The organism is Streptomyces sp. NPDC006743, assembly GCF_040703815.1.
Lineage (GTDB): Bacteria > Actinomycetota > Actinomycetes > Streptomycetales > Streptomycetaceae > Streptomyces.
Genome location: NZ_JBEYJA010000025.1, coordinates 1 through 13,440, shown reverse-complemented (window position 1 = coordinate 13,440; position 13,440 = coordinate 1). Strand labels below are relative to the sequence as shown.

Sequence of the window (13,440 nt, the reverse complement as noted above, 5' to 3'; positions counted from 1 at the left end):
CGGGGTTCCGGTGCGGCCCCGGCGGGACGGGCCCGCTCCGGCCAGCCCGCTCCGATCGGACCGGCTCTCCCGCCCCCATCCGCTGACCTGCGCGGAACCGCACCCGGAAACTCCGCACCGTCCCACCCGGGGCGGTCCGCCCACCCCCTTGCCCCGCCGCGAACGCCCTTCTAGCCTGACTTTGTGCCGCTAATAAACAAAGTCCGTTCGCACAGTGTCGTGCCGGACCCCTCGCTCGTCCGGCTCCGGATCGCCCTCACCGCGTTCTTCGCGCTCGACGGCTTCGTCTTCGCCGGCTGGGTGGTGCGCATCCCGGCCGTCAAGGAGCAGACGCACGCCTCCGCCGGGGCGCTCGGCCTCGCGCTGCTCGGCGTCTCCGCCGGGGCCGTGGTGACGATGACCCTCACCGGGCGTCTGTGCCGCCGCTACGGCAGCCACCCCGTCACCGTGGTCTGCGCCGTCCTGCTCTCCCTCAGCGTCGCCCTGCCCCCGCTCACCCACTCCGCCCCGGCCCTCGGCGCCGTGCTCCTGGTGTTCGGTGCCGCCTACGGGGGCATCAACGTGGCGTTCAACAGCGCGGCCGTCGATCTGGTGGCCGCGCTGCGGCGGCCGGTCATGCCGACCTTCCACGCCGCCTTCAGCCTCGGCGGCATGGCCGGGGCGGGCCTGGGCGGGCTGGTGGCCGGTCATCTCTCCCCCACCCGCCACCTGCTGTCCCTCACCCTGATCGGCCTGCTCGTCACCGCGGTCGCGGGCCGCACGCTCCTGCGGATCACGCCCCCGGCCCCGCCCCCGCCGGGCCTGACTCGCCCAGGGGAGCGGGACACGCGCCGGCTGGACGGGCGAACTCGCGCGACGGTCCTCGTCCTCGGTCTCATCGCCCTGTGCACGGCCTACGGCGAGGGCGCCATGGCCGACTGGGGCGCGCTGCACCTCACCCAGGACCTGGCCGCCTCGCCGGGCGTCGCGGCGGTCGGCTACTCCTGCTTCGCGCTCGCCATGACCGTGGGGCGGCTGACCGGGACCACCCTGCTCGAACGGCTCGGCCGCACCCGCACGATCGTGGCGGGCGGCTGCGTCGGGGCCGTCGGCATGCTGCTCGGCTGTCTGGCGCCGACCGTGTGGGCGGCCCTGCTCGGCTTCGCCGTCACCGGGCTCGGGCTCGCGAACCTCTTCCCGGTCGCCGTGGAGCGCGCCGGCGCCCTGGCCGGCCCGAGCGGTGTCGCGACCGCCTCCACCCTCGGTTACGGCGGCATGCTCCTGGGGCCTCCGGCCATCGGGTTCATGGCCGAATGGCTCTCCCTGCGGGCCGCGCTCACCAGCGTCGCCGTCCTGGCCGCCGTCGCCGCCGCGATCGGGTTCGCGACCCGGCGGTCGGCGTACGAGTGAGGCGGGCGGCCGGTCACCGGCCGCCGACCGGGGCCGGCCCACCGGCGGCCACGACCGGTTCCGGCCCGCCACCCGCCCGCGACCGTTCCGGCCGGTCCACGCCCCGCGACCGCCGGTCCACGACCCGCGATCCAGGGTCGGCGACCACCGGCCCGCGACCGGCGCGGCGCCCTGTCAGGAAGCCGCGTCCATGCCGTCCCCTTCCGCGTAGACCTTGGCGTCGGACGGCGCCGGACGTTCGACGCGGCACACCAGAGCGTCGTTCTCGACGTCCGCGACGATCGTGTCCCCGGGGTCGGCCGAGTCGCTCAGGAGCAGGGAGGCGATCCGGTTGTCCAGTTCGGCCTGGATGGTGCGGCGCAGCGGACGGGCGCCGAACTCGGGCTGGTGCCCGTGGGCCACGAGGAGCTTCTTCGCGGCGTCGGTGACCCGCAGCTCCAGGCCCTGGGCGCGCACGCGCCGCCGGCTGTTGTCCAGCAGCAGGTCGACGATCCGGTTCAGCTCCTGCTCGCCCAGGCCGTGGAAGACGATGATGTCGTCGATGCGGTTGAGGAACTCGGGCAGGAACCGGCCGCGCAGGTCCTCCATCAGCTGGTCCTTGACGGCGGCGACGTCTCCGTGGTGGGCGAGGATCCGCTGGGCGCCGATGTTGGACGTCATGACGACCACGGTGTTGCGGAAGTCGACGGTGCGGCCCTGCGCGTCGGTGAGGCGTCCGTCGTCCAGGACCTGGAGCAGGGTGTTGAAGACGTCCGGGTGGGCCTTCTCCACCTCGTCGAAGAGCAGCACGCTGTAGGGCTGGCGGCGCACCTTCTCGGTGAGCTGGCCGGCCTCCTCGTGGCCGACGTATCCGGGCGGGGCGCCGACGAGCCGGGAGACGGTGTGCTTCTCCTGGAACTCGCTCATGTCGAAGCGGACCATGCGGTTCTCGTCGCCGAAGAGCAGTTCGGCCAGTGCCTTGGCCAGTTCGGTCTTGCCGACGCCGGTGGGGCCGAGGAAGAGGAAGGAACCGACGGGCCGGTCCGGGTCGCCCATGCCGGCCCTGCTGCGGCGTACCGCCTGGGCGACGGCGGTGACGGCCTCCTCCTGGCCGACGACCCGGTCGTGCAGGGCGTCCTCCAGCTTCAGCAGCCGTTCCTTCTCGCTCTCGGTGAGCTGGGCGACGGGGATGCCGGTGCGCCGGGACAGCACGTCGGCGATGTCGTCGACCGTCACCTCCAGCACGCCCTCGCGGCGCTCGGCGACCCCCTCCAGCTCGGTCTCGACCTCGGTGATGCGGTCCTTCAGCTCGGCGGCCCGTTCGAAGTCCTCGGCGGCGACGGCCTGGTCCTTCTCGCGGCGCAGCTTGGCCAGCCGGTCCTCGCGCTCGGCGACCTCGGTGGAGCGTCCCAGGGACCGCAGCCGTACCCGGGCCCCTGCCTGGTCCAGCAGGTCGATGGCCTTGTCGGGCAGGAACCGGTCGCTGACGTAGCGGTCGGAGAGTTCGGCGGCGGCGGCCAGCGCGTCGTCGCTGTAGCGGACCTGGTGGTGGGCCTCGTAGGAGTCGCGCAGGCCCTCCAGGATCTGCACGGTCTCCTCGACGCTCGGCTCCGGCACCATGACGGGCTGGAAGCGGCGTTCCAGGGCGGCGTCCTTCTCGACGTACTTGCGGTACTCGGCGAGCGTGGTGGCGCCGACGACGTGCAGCTCACCGCGGGCGAGGGCCGGTTTGAGGATGTTCCCGGCGTCCATGGAGCCCTCGCCGGTGGCGCCCGCGCCGACGACGGTGTGCAGTTCGTCCAGGAACAGGACCGTCGACTCGGAGGCGGCCTTGACCTCGTCGATGACGTTCTTCAGCCGTTCCTCGAACTGCCCGCGGTACTGGGCGCCGGCGACCAGACCGGTCAGGTCCAGGGCGACGACCCGTTTGTTCTCCAGGGTCCTCGGCACGTCCCCGGCGACGATCCGCTGCGCCAGCCCCTCCACGATCGCGGTCTTGCCGACGCCCGGCTCCCCGATCAGCACGGGGTTGTTCTTGGAACGGCGGGAGAGGATCTCGACGGTCTGCTCGATCTCCTGGGCCCGGCCCACCACCGGGTCCAGTTTCCCGGCGCGGGCCTCCTCGGTCAGGTCGCGGCCGTACTGGTCGAGGGTCGGCGTGTCGCTCGGGGTGTCGGTGCCGCCGGGCGCGCCCTCGTTGCGGGCCGCCGCCTCGGCGCCGCGGCGCACCTGCTCGGTGTCGATGCCGTGCGCCGCAAGGACCCGGTCGGGCGCCGCGCCCGGCGTGTCCAGCAGGGCGCCCAGGATGTGCTCGGGCCCGATGTACGACACCCCGGCCGCCCGCGAGTGCTCGTAGGCGCGCAGCAGCACCCGCTTGGCCGCCGGGGTCAGGCCCGGCTGGGCGGAGGGCGTGCCGCTCTCCCCGGGCAGCGCCCGGACGAGGTCCGCGGCGAGCCGTTCGGGGTCGGCGCCGGCCTGGGCGAGCAGGCCGCGGGCCGGTTCCACCTGGGTGCAGGCCCACAGCAGGTGCTCGGTGTCCAGGTCGGAGCTGCCGTCCTCGGCCGCCTTCCCGGTGGCGCGGTTGATCAGGTCCTGCGCCGACTCGGTGAGCAGCCGCCCGATCGGCACCCTCTGCACCTGCGGCGGCGAGGCCCCCGGCGTCATGCCGAAGAAGCGGTTGAGGATCTCGGAGAACGGGTCCGGGCCACCGAACGAGGCGCCGAAGGGGGACATCGTCATGATCGCCGTCCGCAGCGTGGGGAAATGAGTCCTCACCAGCCCACCCCACCGTTCGGCCCACCGCAACGCGGCATACGCCGACCCGGTGTCGTACCGGGCGCCCGGCCCCGGGGGCGGGTGCCGGGAGCCGGTCCGGTGTCAACCGGGAGAGCCGCCCGCGTGCCGTGCCGTGCCGACGTGCCGGGGAGGGCGGCCGGGTGCGGCGCCGGCCAGAGGTGTCCGGTGGCCGGACCGCCTCCCGGGGAGCGGGTGCCGTCCGGCACACTTCGCGCCATGAAGACTGCCGAGTTCCTCGAGACCCTGGACCGGGAGGGCCGGTCGCTGGCCGCCGCCGCCGAGCAGGCGGGGACCGGGGCGCCGGTGCCGCCGTGCCCGGGGTGGCGGGTGCGGGACCTGCTGCGGCACACCGGCGTGGTGCACCGGTGGGCCGCCGCCTTCGTCGCGGACGCGCATGCCTCGCCGCGGCCCATGGGTGAGCCCCCGCTCCTCGACGGTGCCGCTCTGGTGGACTGGTACCGCGACAGTCACCGGCGTCTCGTGGAGACCCTGGAGCGGGCCCCGGCCGACGTGGCGTGCTGGACGTTCCACCCGGCGCCCCTGCCCTCGCCCTCTCCGCTGGCCTTCTGGACCCGGCGTCAGGCGCACGAGACGGCGGTACACCGTTTCGACGCCGAGGCGGCACGCGGCGGGACCCCGGCACCGGTCGGCGCCCGGTTCGCCGTCGACGGCATCGACGAGCTGCTGCGCGGCTTCCACGCCCGCTCCCGCAGCAGGGTCCGCACGTCCCGGCCGAGCGTGCTGCGGGTGCGCGCGGAGGACGTGCCCGGCGGCGCGGGGCCGGCGGACGACGACGCGGTGTGGACCGTACGGCTGTCCGACGGACCGCCGGTCACGGAACGGGGCGGCGGCGCGGACGCCCCCGCCGACGCCGAACTCTCCGGTCCCGCCGGCCAGTTGTACCTGGCGCTGTGGAACCGGGTGCCGGTGCCGCGGGTGACGGGGGACGCCTCGTTGGCCGCCCTGTGGCGGACGACCTCGGGAATCGTCTGACCGGCGGGGGGACGCCCGCGGTCTCGGCCCAGCCGGCCCGGCCGGACCAGTCCCGACTCGTGGGCGAGGGCGACCCGTTGGGCCCGGTCGCGCAGGCACCGAGTTCCACGCACCGGCGTGCCGGGGACGTCCAGGGGCCCGGCGCCGCCCGGCGACGACGGCGCTGAAGCGGCTGACGGCGACGGCCAGGAGGACGGGCCCGGACGGATGTCCGGCGGCGAAGCGGGCCGGCGTGACCTCCGCCGTGCCGTACGCGACGAGCGCCGGGTACCGCCGGCGCCACAGCAGGGGTCGGGCAGCCACGCGGCCTGGAGGGCGTAGACGTAGGCGTACGCGTCCGGTTCCTGATGGGGCCCTGCCTGCCGTGGGCGGCGAAGTGGGTGCCGAGGACGACGAAGGCGGTGAAGAGCGCGGTGGAGGGCCGCGGCCGGCGGGCGCCGGCCGGTCCCGCTCGCCGGTGCGGTGTCACCCCGGGGGCCCGCCGCGCCGCCACCGCGGCGGCCCGCCCTCGCGTACGCGCTGCACCTCCGTGCCCGCCACGCCAGGCCCTGCGCCGTCGCCGGGCGCGTCGGCCCGCCGCTGCGATCACCCGTACTCCGTGGGCGCCCCCCGCGCGGCGCCGGACGCTCCTCGGCACGGCGACCGGGGCACGCCGGCCGGGCTCACGCGTCCGGCCCGGCGCGGGGCGCCCCCGGACAGGACGACATGGGGCCCGGTCTCCTCGGGCGCGCAGGACCGCACGCCGTCTCCCCGCGTCCCGCGGTGGCGCCGTCCCGCCCTCACGCCGTCACGGACCGACCGTGTCCTCCGCCGCGTCGGTCTCCGGGGCGGCGGGCACCGCCTGGCGCCGGTCCATCATGGTCAGGGCGCGCTGGGCGACCGGGTGGTTGCGGACCAGTTCGCCCAGCGTGGTCGAGCCCTGGGTGATGTCCTTGAACGCCTTCCAGGCCGGGCGGAAGCCGGTGAGGGCGGCGTGGAAAAGGCCGGGGCGGCGTTCGAAGACCGCGAGCATCCGCTTGCCGACGGCCATCTCGACCCCCAGCCCCGCCTTGATCGCGAACGCGTAGTTCAGGGCCTGGCGCCGGGCGTCCACCGCGTCGTGCGCCTCGGCGATCCGCACCGCCCACTCCCCCGCCAGCCGCCCGGACCTGAGCGCGAAGGAGATGCCCTCGCGCGTCCACGGCTCCAGCATCCCCGCCGCGTCCCCGCACACCAGCACGCGGCCGCGCGAGAGCGGGGAGTCGTCGGCCCGGCAGCGGGTCAGGTGCCCGGAGGAGACGCTCGGTTCGAAGCCGGCCAGGCCCAGCCGGGCGATGAAGTCCTCCAGGTACCGCTTGGTGGCGGCGCCTTCACCGCGGGCCGAGATGACCCCGACCGTCAGCGTGTCGTCCTTGGGGAACACCCAGCCGTAACTGCCCGGCATCGGCCCCCAGTCGATCAGGACGCGTCCGCGCCAGTCGTCGGCGACGGTCTCGGGGACCGGGATCTCCGCCTCCAGGCCGAGGTCCACCTGGTCGAGCTTGACCCCGACGTGGGCCCCTATGCGGCTGGCGCTGCCGTCGGCGCCGACCACGGCGCGGGCGAGGACCGTCTCGCCGCCCTGGAGCACCACGGCGACCGTCCGCCGGTCCGGCACCGCCGAGCCGTGCTGCTCGACCCGGGAGACGGTGGCGCCGGTGCGCAGCTCGGCGCCCGCCTTCTGCGCGTGCTCGACGAGTTGCTGGTCGAACTCGGGCCGGTTGATCAGCCCGAACAGCATCTGCTTGGAGCGGCGGGTGCGGGTGAAGCGGCCGTTGTGGGAGAACGTCACGGCGTGCACCCGGTCCTTGAACGGGAGGTCGAACCCGGGCGGCAGCGAGTCGCGCGAGGGACCGATGATCCCGCCGCCGCACGTTTTGTACCGCGGCAGTTCCGCTTTCTCCAGCAGCAGCACGCGCCGCCCCGCGACCGCCGCCGCGTAGGCGGCCGAGGCCCCCGCGGGTCCCGCGCCCACCACGACGACGTCCCACACCTGCTGCACGTCGTCCGCCGAAGAGTTCTCGCTGCTCACGATGGTCTACCGCTCCAGATCAACCCGGCTGCCGCTGCTGTCCCTGGCATCCTACGGCGGGTTTCCGCCAGGTCCGCTGTGGGAGGATCGGCAGCGGACGCGACCCGCGCACGTGGACGCGCCCGCGCTGACACGATCATCCGGAACACAGAAGTGCTCACAGAGCACCGGCAAGGTGCTCAGAGTGCAATGTCGCACCCACAAGGAGCGTGCCCATGTCGTCGCATCCGGTCGCCGAGACCGTCGCCTCCCTGCTGCCCGGGGCCCGGGCGGAACTGGCCGAGCTGGTGGCCTTCAAGTCGGTGGCGGACTTCGACCAGTATCCGAGGAGCGAGAGCGAGGGCGCGGCGAACTGGATCGCCGACGCCCTGCGCGCCGAGGGCTTCACCGACGTGGCGCTGCTCGACACCCCGGACGGCACCCAGTCGGTGTACGGCTACCTGCCCGGCCCCGAGGGCGCCAAGACCGTGCTGCTGTACGCCCACTACGACGTACAGCCGCCGCTGGACGAGGCCGCGTGGGCGACGCCGCCCTTCGAGCTGACCGAGCGCGACGGCCGCTGGTACGGGCGCGGCGCGGCCGACTGCAAGGGCGGGGTCATCATGCACCTGCTCGCGCTGCGCGCCCTGAAGGCGAACGGCGGCATACCGGTCAGCGTCAAGGTGATCGCCGAGGGCTCGGAGGAGCAGGGCACCGGCGGCCTGGAGCGCTACGCCGAGGAGCACCCGGAGCTGCTGGCGGCCGACACCATCGTGATCGGTGACACCGGCAACTTCCGCGTCGGGCTGCCCACCGTGACCAGCACCCTGCGCGGGATGACCCTGGTCCGCGTCCAGGTCGACACCCTCGAGGGGAACCTGCACTCGGGCCAGTTCGGCGGCGCCGCCCCCGACGCGCTGGCCGCGCTCGTCCGCACCCTGGACTCGCTGCGCGCCGAGGACGGTTCGACGACCGTCGACGGCCTGGCCGCCGACGCGGTGTGGGACGGTCTCGCGTACGAGGAGGAGCAGTTCCGCAGGGACGCGAAGGTGCTGGACGGGGTGGAGCTGATCGGCTCGGGCGCCGTCGCCGACCGGCTCTGGGCCCGTCCGGCCGTCACCGTCCTCGGCATCGACTGCCCGCCCGTCGTCGGCGCCACCCCGTCCGTGCAGGCCGGCGCCCGCGCGCTGGTCAGCCTGCGGGTGCCGCCGGGCGTCGACGCCGGCGAGGCGACCAAGCTGCTCCAGGCGCACCTGGAGTCGCACACGCCGTGGGGTGCCCGGGTGAGCACCGAGCAGATCGGGCAGGGCCAGGCGTTCCGCGCCGACACCACCAGCCCGGCCTACCAGGCGATGGCCGACGCGATGGCGGTCGCCTACCCCGGCGAGGAGCTGCAGTACGCCGGCCAGGGCGGCTCCATCCCGCTGTGCAACACCCTCGCCGCGCTCTACCCGCAGGCGGAGATCCTGCTGATCGGCCTGAGCGAGCCCGAGGCTCAGATCCACGCGGTGAACGAGAGCGTCTCGCCCGAGGAGCTGGAGCGGCTGTCGGTCGCCGAGGCACTGTTCCTGCGCAACTACGCGGGCTGAGCCGGAAGCGTCCGGGAGCGGGAGCGCGAGCGTCCGCTCTGCCGACAGCAGAGGGCCCTCGCCGCGCGGCGGGGGTCTCTCTACGGTCGTGCCGTGGACGTCGTCGAGATCCTCCCCCGACTGCACCTGCTGCGCTTTCCCGTGGGCCAGGCCTACCTGTGGTCCGACGAGGACGGGCTGACGCTCGTCGACGCCGGGCCCCAGGGCGCGGGCGCCCCGATCGCCGACGCGATCAGGGCCCTGGGGCGCGACCCCGCCGAGCTGCGGCGGATCGTGCTCACCCACTTCCACGAGGACCACATGGGCGGGGCGGGCGAACTGTCCGGGCCGTACGGCGCCGAGGTGCTGGTCCACCGTCTGGACGCGCCGTTCGTCCGGGGCGAGGTGCCCGCTCCCCCGCCGGTCTACGAGGACTGGGAGCGCCCCCTGCACGCGGCGGCCCTCGCGCAGCTCCCGCAGGGGGAGCCGGTCCGCCCGCCACGGGTCAGCGAGCTGTCGGACACCGCTGTCCTCGATTTCGGCGGCGGCGCCCGTGTCGTGCCCGCCCCGGGCCACACCGACGGCAGCATCGCGCTGCATCTGCCGCGCCACGGCGTGCTGTTCACGGGCGACGCGGTCGCCGCCTCGCCGGTGGACGGCACGGTCGCCCTGGGCGTGTTCAATCTCGACCGGGACCGGGTCGTGCGGTCCTTCCGGCGCCTGGCCGCGCTGGACACGGAGGTGGCCTGCTTCGGACACGGCGCTCCGGTGACCGAGGGGGCCGGCGAGGCGCTGCGGCGCTCGGCGGACGGCTACCGGACGTCCGTCTGACGGACGCCCCGCCGTCCGGCGCGACTGCCGGGCGGCGCCGGGCGGGACGCACCACCGGCACGGGCGTGACGCACCAGGTCCAGGCCGCCGCCGCACCGGCGCCGACCTCGTCTTCGGCCTGCGCGGTCCGCCCGGGCCCGGCCCTCAGCCCACCGGCACGCCCGCCTCCAGGTAGACCGCCGCGCCCCGTTCCCGGGCCCGCAGGGCCCAGCGCAGCCGTTCGTAGCGGACCGGTGGGAGCAGCCGGGCGGCCTCGCGTTCGGTGACGAAGCGGCAGTCGCGCAGTTCGGGGCCGGGCAGCAGCAGCCGGGCGGCCGCCGAGGAGTCGAGCCGGCCGCCGTCGAAGAGGAGGCGCAGCCCGCCGAAGCCGGGGGGCGCGGGGCGTTCCCAGTCCACGACGAGCAGCCGGGGCACCTCCTCCATGTGTATCCCGGTCTCCTCGGCGACCTCGCGCATCCCGGCGCGGGCCGGTGCCTCGCCGGGTTCGACGACGCCGCCGGGGAACTCCCAGCCGGGCTTGTAGGTGGGGTCGACGAGCAGCACCCGGTCCCGCTCGTCGAAGAGGAGCACACCGGAGGCGACGGTCTCGGCGGTGGGTTCGGGTGTCTGCACGATGTCGCAGGCGGGCACGGCGCCGCTGCCGACGGCCTCGGCGATGCGGACGGCCGTCTCGTAGGGGGTGAGCGCGCTGGTGTCGATGAGGTGGGCGTCGGCGGTGAGCCAGCCGGCCAGGGCGGTGCGGTAGGGCTCGATGTGGTCGTAGGCCCACTGGCGTATGCGCAGGTCGCCGTCGGGCAGGCCGGGCGGGACCTCACGGCCCGCTATCCGCTCACGCAGGATCGTTTCCGCCGGAGCGAGGAGCAGATGGCGCACGCCGATGCGGCGGGCGGCGAGGCCCCCGAAGATCTCGTCGCGGTAGTCCTGGCGGAGCAGGGTCATCGGGACGACGAGGGTGCCGCCCAGTTCGGCGAGCATCGCGGCGGCCGTGTCGATCACCAGCCGCCGCCAGATGGGCAGGTCCTGGAAGTCACCTGCCTCGGCCAGGTGCTTGGGCGGCAGGAGGTGGCGCGTGAGAAGGCCGCCGATGATCTCGGGGTCGAAGAGCGTGCTGTTCGGGATCAGGTCGATCAGTTCCCGTGCGGTGGTGGTCTTTCCCGCACCGAACGTGCCGTTGATCCAGACGACGGTCACTGGTCCCCCTCTTCTGTTGGCCCCCTGTGGCTTGCCCGCTCCACCCTGCCACGGAAACCAGCCCCAGATGAGGGCGGCGGCCGACGGACCGGAACCCCGGTGACGGGCCGTCACCGGGGTTCCGCGGCCGTGCCCGCTCCGGCCGCGCCGCCCCGGGGCCCGGCCGTGCCGCCGCCTCCCTCAGCTGTTCGCGCCCAGGGCGTCGTCGTCCACGGCGAGGCTCTCGTGGCTGACGAGGTGGTCCACGGCGCCCACGGTGTCCTTCACGCCCAAGTCCCCGAGCGCGTCGTGGTCGACGGCGTGCGAGGGAGAGACGGCGGCCACGACGAATCCGGTGGCCAGGGAGGCGAGGGCGAGCATGCTGCGCTTCTTCATGCCCTCCTCAACGGCCGGCGGCGCCGTTGGTCACGGCCGCCCGCACCGGGGCCGTGACGGCGTATCGAACAACCGCTGAACAAGCGTGGCGTTCCCTTCCGACACAGTCCGACAGGTCCTACCGTAAACGCACACGATGACGCGGACATGAAGTCATCCCATCTTTCGGGAGTTCGGAGGAACGTTCACGATGCGTCAGCCGCACACGCGCACCTCCCGTCGAAGAGTCGTCGGAGTACTCACGGCCTCGCTGCTCACCCTCGGGGGCGCGGCCCCCTCGGTCGCCGTGGCCCAGGAGCACCGGACCGCCTCGCCCGCCCGGGCCGAAGGGCTCGCCCTCACCCCGCCGATGGGCTTCAACAACTGGAACTCCACCCACTGCGGGCCGGAGTTCAACCAGTCCATGGTCGAGGGGATCGCCGATCTGTTCGTCGAGAAGGGCCTGAAGTCCGCCGGGTACCAGTACGTCAACCTGGACGACTGCTGGGCCCTGCCCGCCCGCGACGCGGACGGCAAGCTGGTCCCCGACCCCGTCCGCTTCCCCGGCGGCATCAAAGCGGTCGCGGACTACGTGCACGCCAAGGGCCTCAAGCTGGGCATCTACACCAGCGCGGGCACCAAGACCTGCAGCAGCACCGGCTTCCCGGGCGCGCTCGGTCACGAGTACAGCGACGCCCGGCAGTTCGCCGACTGGGGCGTCGACTACCTCAAGTACGACAACTGCAACAACCAGGGCGTGGACGCGCAGCAGCGCTACCGCACCATGCACGACGCCCTGGAGCAGGCCACCGCGAGGACCGGCCGGCCCATCGTCTACAGCATCTGCGAATGGGGCGACAACAAGCCCTGGGAGTGGGCGGCCGGCGTGGGGCAGCTGTGGCGCACGACCCACGACATCCAGGACAAGTGGTCCTCGATGCTGTCGATCCTGAAGAAGAACCTGCCGCTGGCCCCGTACGCCGGCCCCGGCCACTGGAACGACCCCGACATGCTCGAGGTCGGCAACGGCGGCATGACGGACACCGAGTACCGCACCCACTTCTCCATGTGGTCGGTCATGGCCGCGCCGCTCCTCATCGGTTCCGACCTGCGCAAGGCGTCCCCCGAGACGCTCGGCATCCTGGCCAACCGGGACGTCATCGCCGTGGACCAGGACCCGCTGGGCAAGCAGGGCTCCGTGGTCTCCTCGCAGGACGGCCGCTGGGTCGTCGCCAAGGAGATGAAGGACGGCAGCCGCGCGGTGGCCCTGTTCAACGAGACCGGCACCCCGCAGCGCGTCTCCACCACCGCCCGGGCCGTCGGCCTGCCGCACGCCGCCGCCTACACCCTGCGCGACCTGTGGCAGCACCGGGACTACAACACGGCGGGCACGATCTCGGCGACGGTCCCCGCGCACGGCACGGTGCTGGTGCGCGTCTCGCCCGACCGGCACTGGAGCGAGAACCCGCCCGCGGTCGAACTCGCCACGGACGGCTCGCCGCTGGTCGTGGCGGGCAGCCCCACCACGCTGACGAGCACGGTGACCGACCTCGGCCGCACCTCGGCCCGCGACCTGTCCGTCTCGCTGACCGGTCCCGAGGGCTGGACGGTGCGGGCCCGTTCCTCCGCCCGCGCCCACGCCGTCCCCACGGGGGGCGCTCTGAAGACGCGGTGGACGGTCACGGCCCCGCAGGGGACGCCGACCGGCTCGTACGACCTGACGCTGAGGGCGGCTTACGGTGCCGTGGGCGCGACGGCCCGTGCCACCGGCACGCTGACCGTCACGGCGTCGGTCGTCGTACCGCCGCCCTCCGGGACGTCGTACCTCGGTGACCTGCCCTGGATGTCGGCCACCAACGGATACGGCCCCGTGGAGCGCAACACCAGCAACGGGGAGAGCGCCGCGGGCGACGGCCGCCCGATCACCGTCGGCGGGGTCGTGTACGCCAAGGGGCTCGGCACCCACGCGCCGAGCGAGGTCACGTACTACACCGGCAAGGCCTGCACGAAGGTGACCGCGGACGTCGGTGTCGACGACGAGAAGGGCGCCAAGGGCACCGTCTCCTTCGAGATCTGGGCGGACGGCACCAGGGCCGCCTCGACCGGCGTCCTCACCAACGCCATGCCGGCCCAGCCGGTCAGCGCCGACGTCACCGGCGCCGAGGTCGTCCGGCTCGTCGTCACCAACGGCGGCGACAACACCGACTCCGACCACGGCGACTGGGCGAACGCCCGGCTGACGTGCTGAGCCGTTGACGCCGTGCACCGGACGGTGAAGGGGTGGGGCCCTGCTCCTCACCGGCTGCGGTG

The 13,440-nt window shown here is 74.1% G+C and carries 9 protein-coding genes; 5 read left to right on the top strand and 4 right to left on the bottom strand.

The genetic code is table 11. From position 1 onward, the window contains the following. Nucleotides 1-219: 219 nt before the first annotated feature. Nucleotides 220-1,389 (top strand): MFS transporter, encoded by a 1,170-nt coding sequence (locus ABZ719_RS21005; protein ID WP_366726694.1) that lies wholly within the window; start codon nt 220-222, stop codon nt 1,387-1,389. A gap of 174 nt (nt 1,390-1,563) precedes the next feature. On the opposite strand, the gene ABZ719_RS21000 is transcribed toward ABZ719_RS21005, so the two are convergent. Continuing rightward, nucleotides 1,564-4,107 carry an ATP-dependent Clp protease ATP-binding subunit gene (locus tag ABZ719_RS21000; protein WP_366726766.1) on the bottom strand — a complete coding sequence of 848 codons (2,544 nt, stop codon included), beginning with the start codon at nt 4,105-4,107 and terminating at the stop codon, nt 1,564-1,566. 273 nt (nt 4,108-4,380) lie between these two features. Between ABZ719_RS21000 and ABZ719_RS20995 the strand changes: the two genes are divergently transcribed. After that, nucleotides 4,381-5,157 carry a maleylpyruvate isomerase family mycothiol-dependent enzyme gene (locus ABZ719_RS20995; protein ID WP_366726693.1) on the top strand — a complete coding sequence of 259 codons (777 nt, stop codon included), beginning with the start codon at nt 4,381-4,383 and terminating at the stop codon, nt 5,155-5,157. A gap of 787 nt (nt 5,158-5,944) precedes the next feature. On the opposite strand, the gene ABZ719_RS20990 is transcribed toward ABZ719_RS20995, so the two are convergent. After that, complete coding sequence (locus tag ABZ719_RS20990; protein WP_366726692.1) at nt 5,945-7,207, bottom strand: geranylgeranyl reductase family protein; 1,263 nt, start codon at nt 7,205-7,207, stop codon at nt 5,945-5,947. 215 nt (nt 7,208-7,422) lie between these two features. Between ABZ719_RS20990 and ABZ719_RS20985 the strand changes: the two genes are divergently transcribed. Both ABZ719_RS20985 and ABZ719_RS20980 read left to right on the top strand, forming a co-directional pair. Continuing rightward, nucleotides 7,423-8,775 carry a dipeptidase gene (locus tag ABZ719_RS20985; protein ID WP_366726691.1) on the top strand — a complete coding sequence of 451 codons (1,353 nt, stop codon included), beginning with the start codon at nt 7,423-7,425 and terminating at the stop codon, nt 8,773-8,775. 93 nt (nt 8,776-8,868) lie between these two features. After that, nucleotides 8,869-9,585: an MBL fold metallo-hydrolase gene (locus ABZ719_RS20980; RefSeq protein WP_366726690.1), complete on the top strand. Its 717-nt coding sequence runs from the start codon at nt 8,869-8,871 to the stop codon at nt 9,583-9,585. A 144-nt stretch (nt 9,586-9,729) separates the two neighbouring features. Here the strand turns inward: ABZ719_RS20980 and ABZ719_RS20975 are convergent, their stop codons facing one another. Both ABZ719_RS20975 and ABZ719_RS20970 read right to left on the bottom strand, forming a co-directional pair. Continuing rightward, on the bottom strand, nt 9,730-10,776 hold the full coding sequence (locus ABZ719_RS20975) for an NUDIX domain-containing protein (RefSeq protein ID WP_366726689.1): 1,047 nt from the start codon (nt 10,774-10,776) through the stop codon (nt 9,730-9,732). A 180-nt stretch (nt 10,777-10,956) separates the two neighbouring features. Continuing rightward, a complete protein-coding gene (locus ABZ719_RS20970; protein WP_366726688.1) occupies nt 10,957-11,151 on the bottom strand; it encodes a hypothetical protein in 195 nt (64 codons plus the stop codon). 190 nt (nt 11,152-11,341) lie between these two features. Here ABZ719_RS20970 and ABZ719_RS20965 point away from each other — a divergent pair, with 190 nt between their 5' ends. Next, nucleotides 11,342-13,378 (top strand): NPCBM/NEW2 domain-containing protein, encoded by a 2,037-nt coding sequence (locus tag ABZ719_RS20965; RefSeq protein ID WP_366726687.1) that lies wholly within the window; start codon nt 11,342-11,344, stop codon nt 13,376-13,378. The last annotated feature ends 62 nt before the right edge of the window (nt 13,379-13,440 follow it).

Excerpts from the sequence above, each read along its gene's own strand:
- ABZ719_RS21000 (WP_366726766.1), bottom strand. The coding sequence starts at position 4,107 with ATGACGATGTCCCCCTTCGGCGCCTCGTTCGGTGGCCCGGACCCGTTC.
- ABZ719_RS20995 (WP_366726693.1), top strand. The coding sequence starts at position 4,381 with ATGAAGACTGCCGAGTTCCTCGAGACCCTGGACCGGGAGGGCCGGTCG.
- ABZ719_RS20985 (WP_366726691.1), top strand. The coding sequence starts at position 7,423 with ATGTCGTCGCATCCGGTCGCCGAGACCGTCGCCTCCCTGCTGCCCGGG.
- ABZ719_RS20970 (WP_366726688.1), bottom strand. The coding sequence starts at position 11,151 with ATGAAGAAGCGCAGCATGCTCGCCCTCGCCTCCCTGGCCACCGGATTC.
- ABZ719_RS20965 (WP_366726687.1), top strand. The coding sequence starts at position 11,342 with ATGCGTCAGCCGCACACGCGCACCTCCCGTCGAAGAGTCGTCGGAGTA.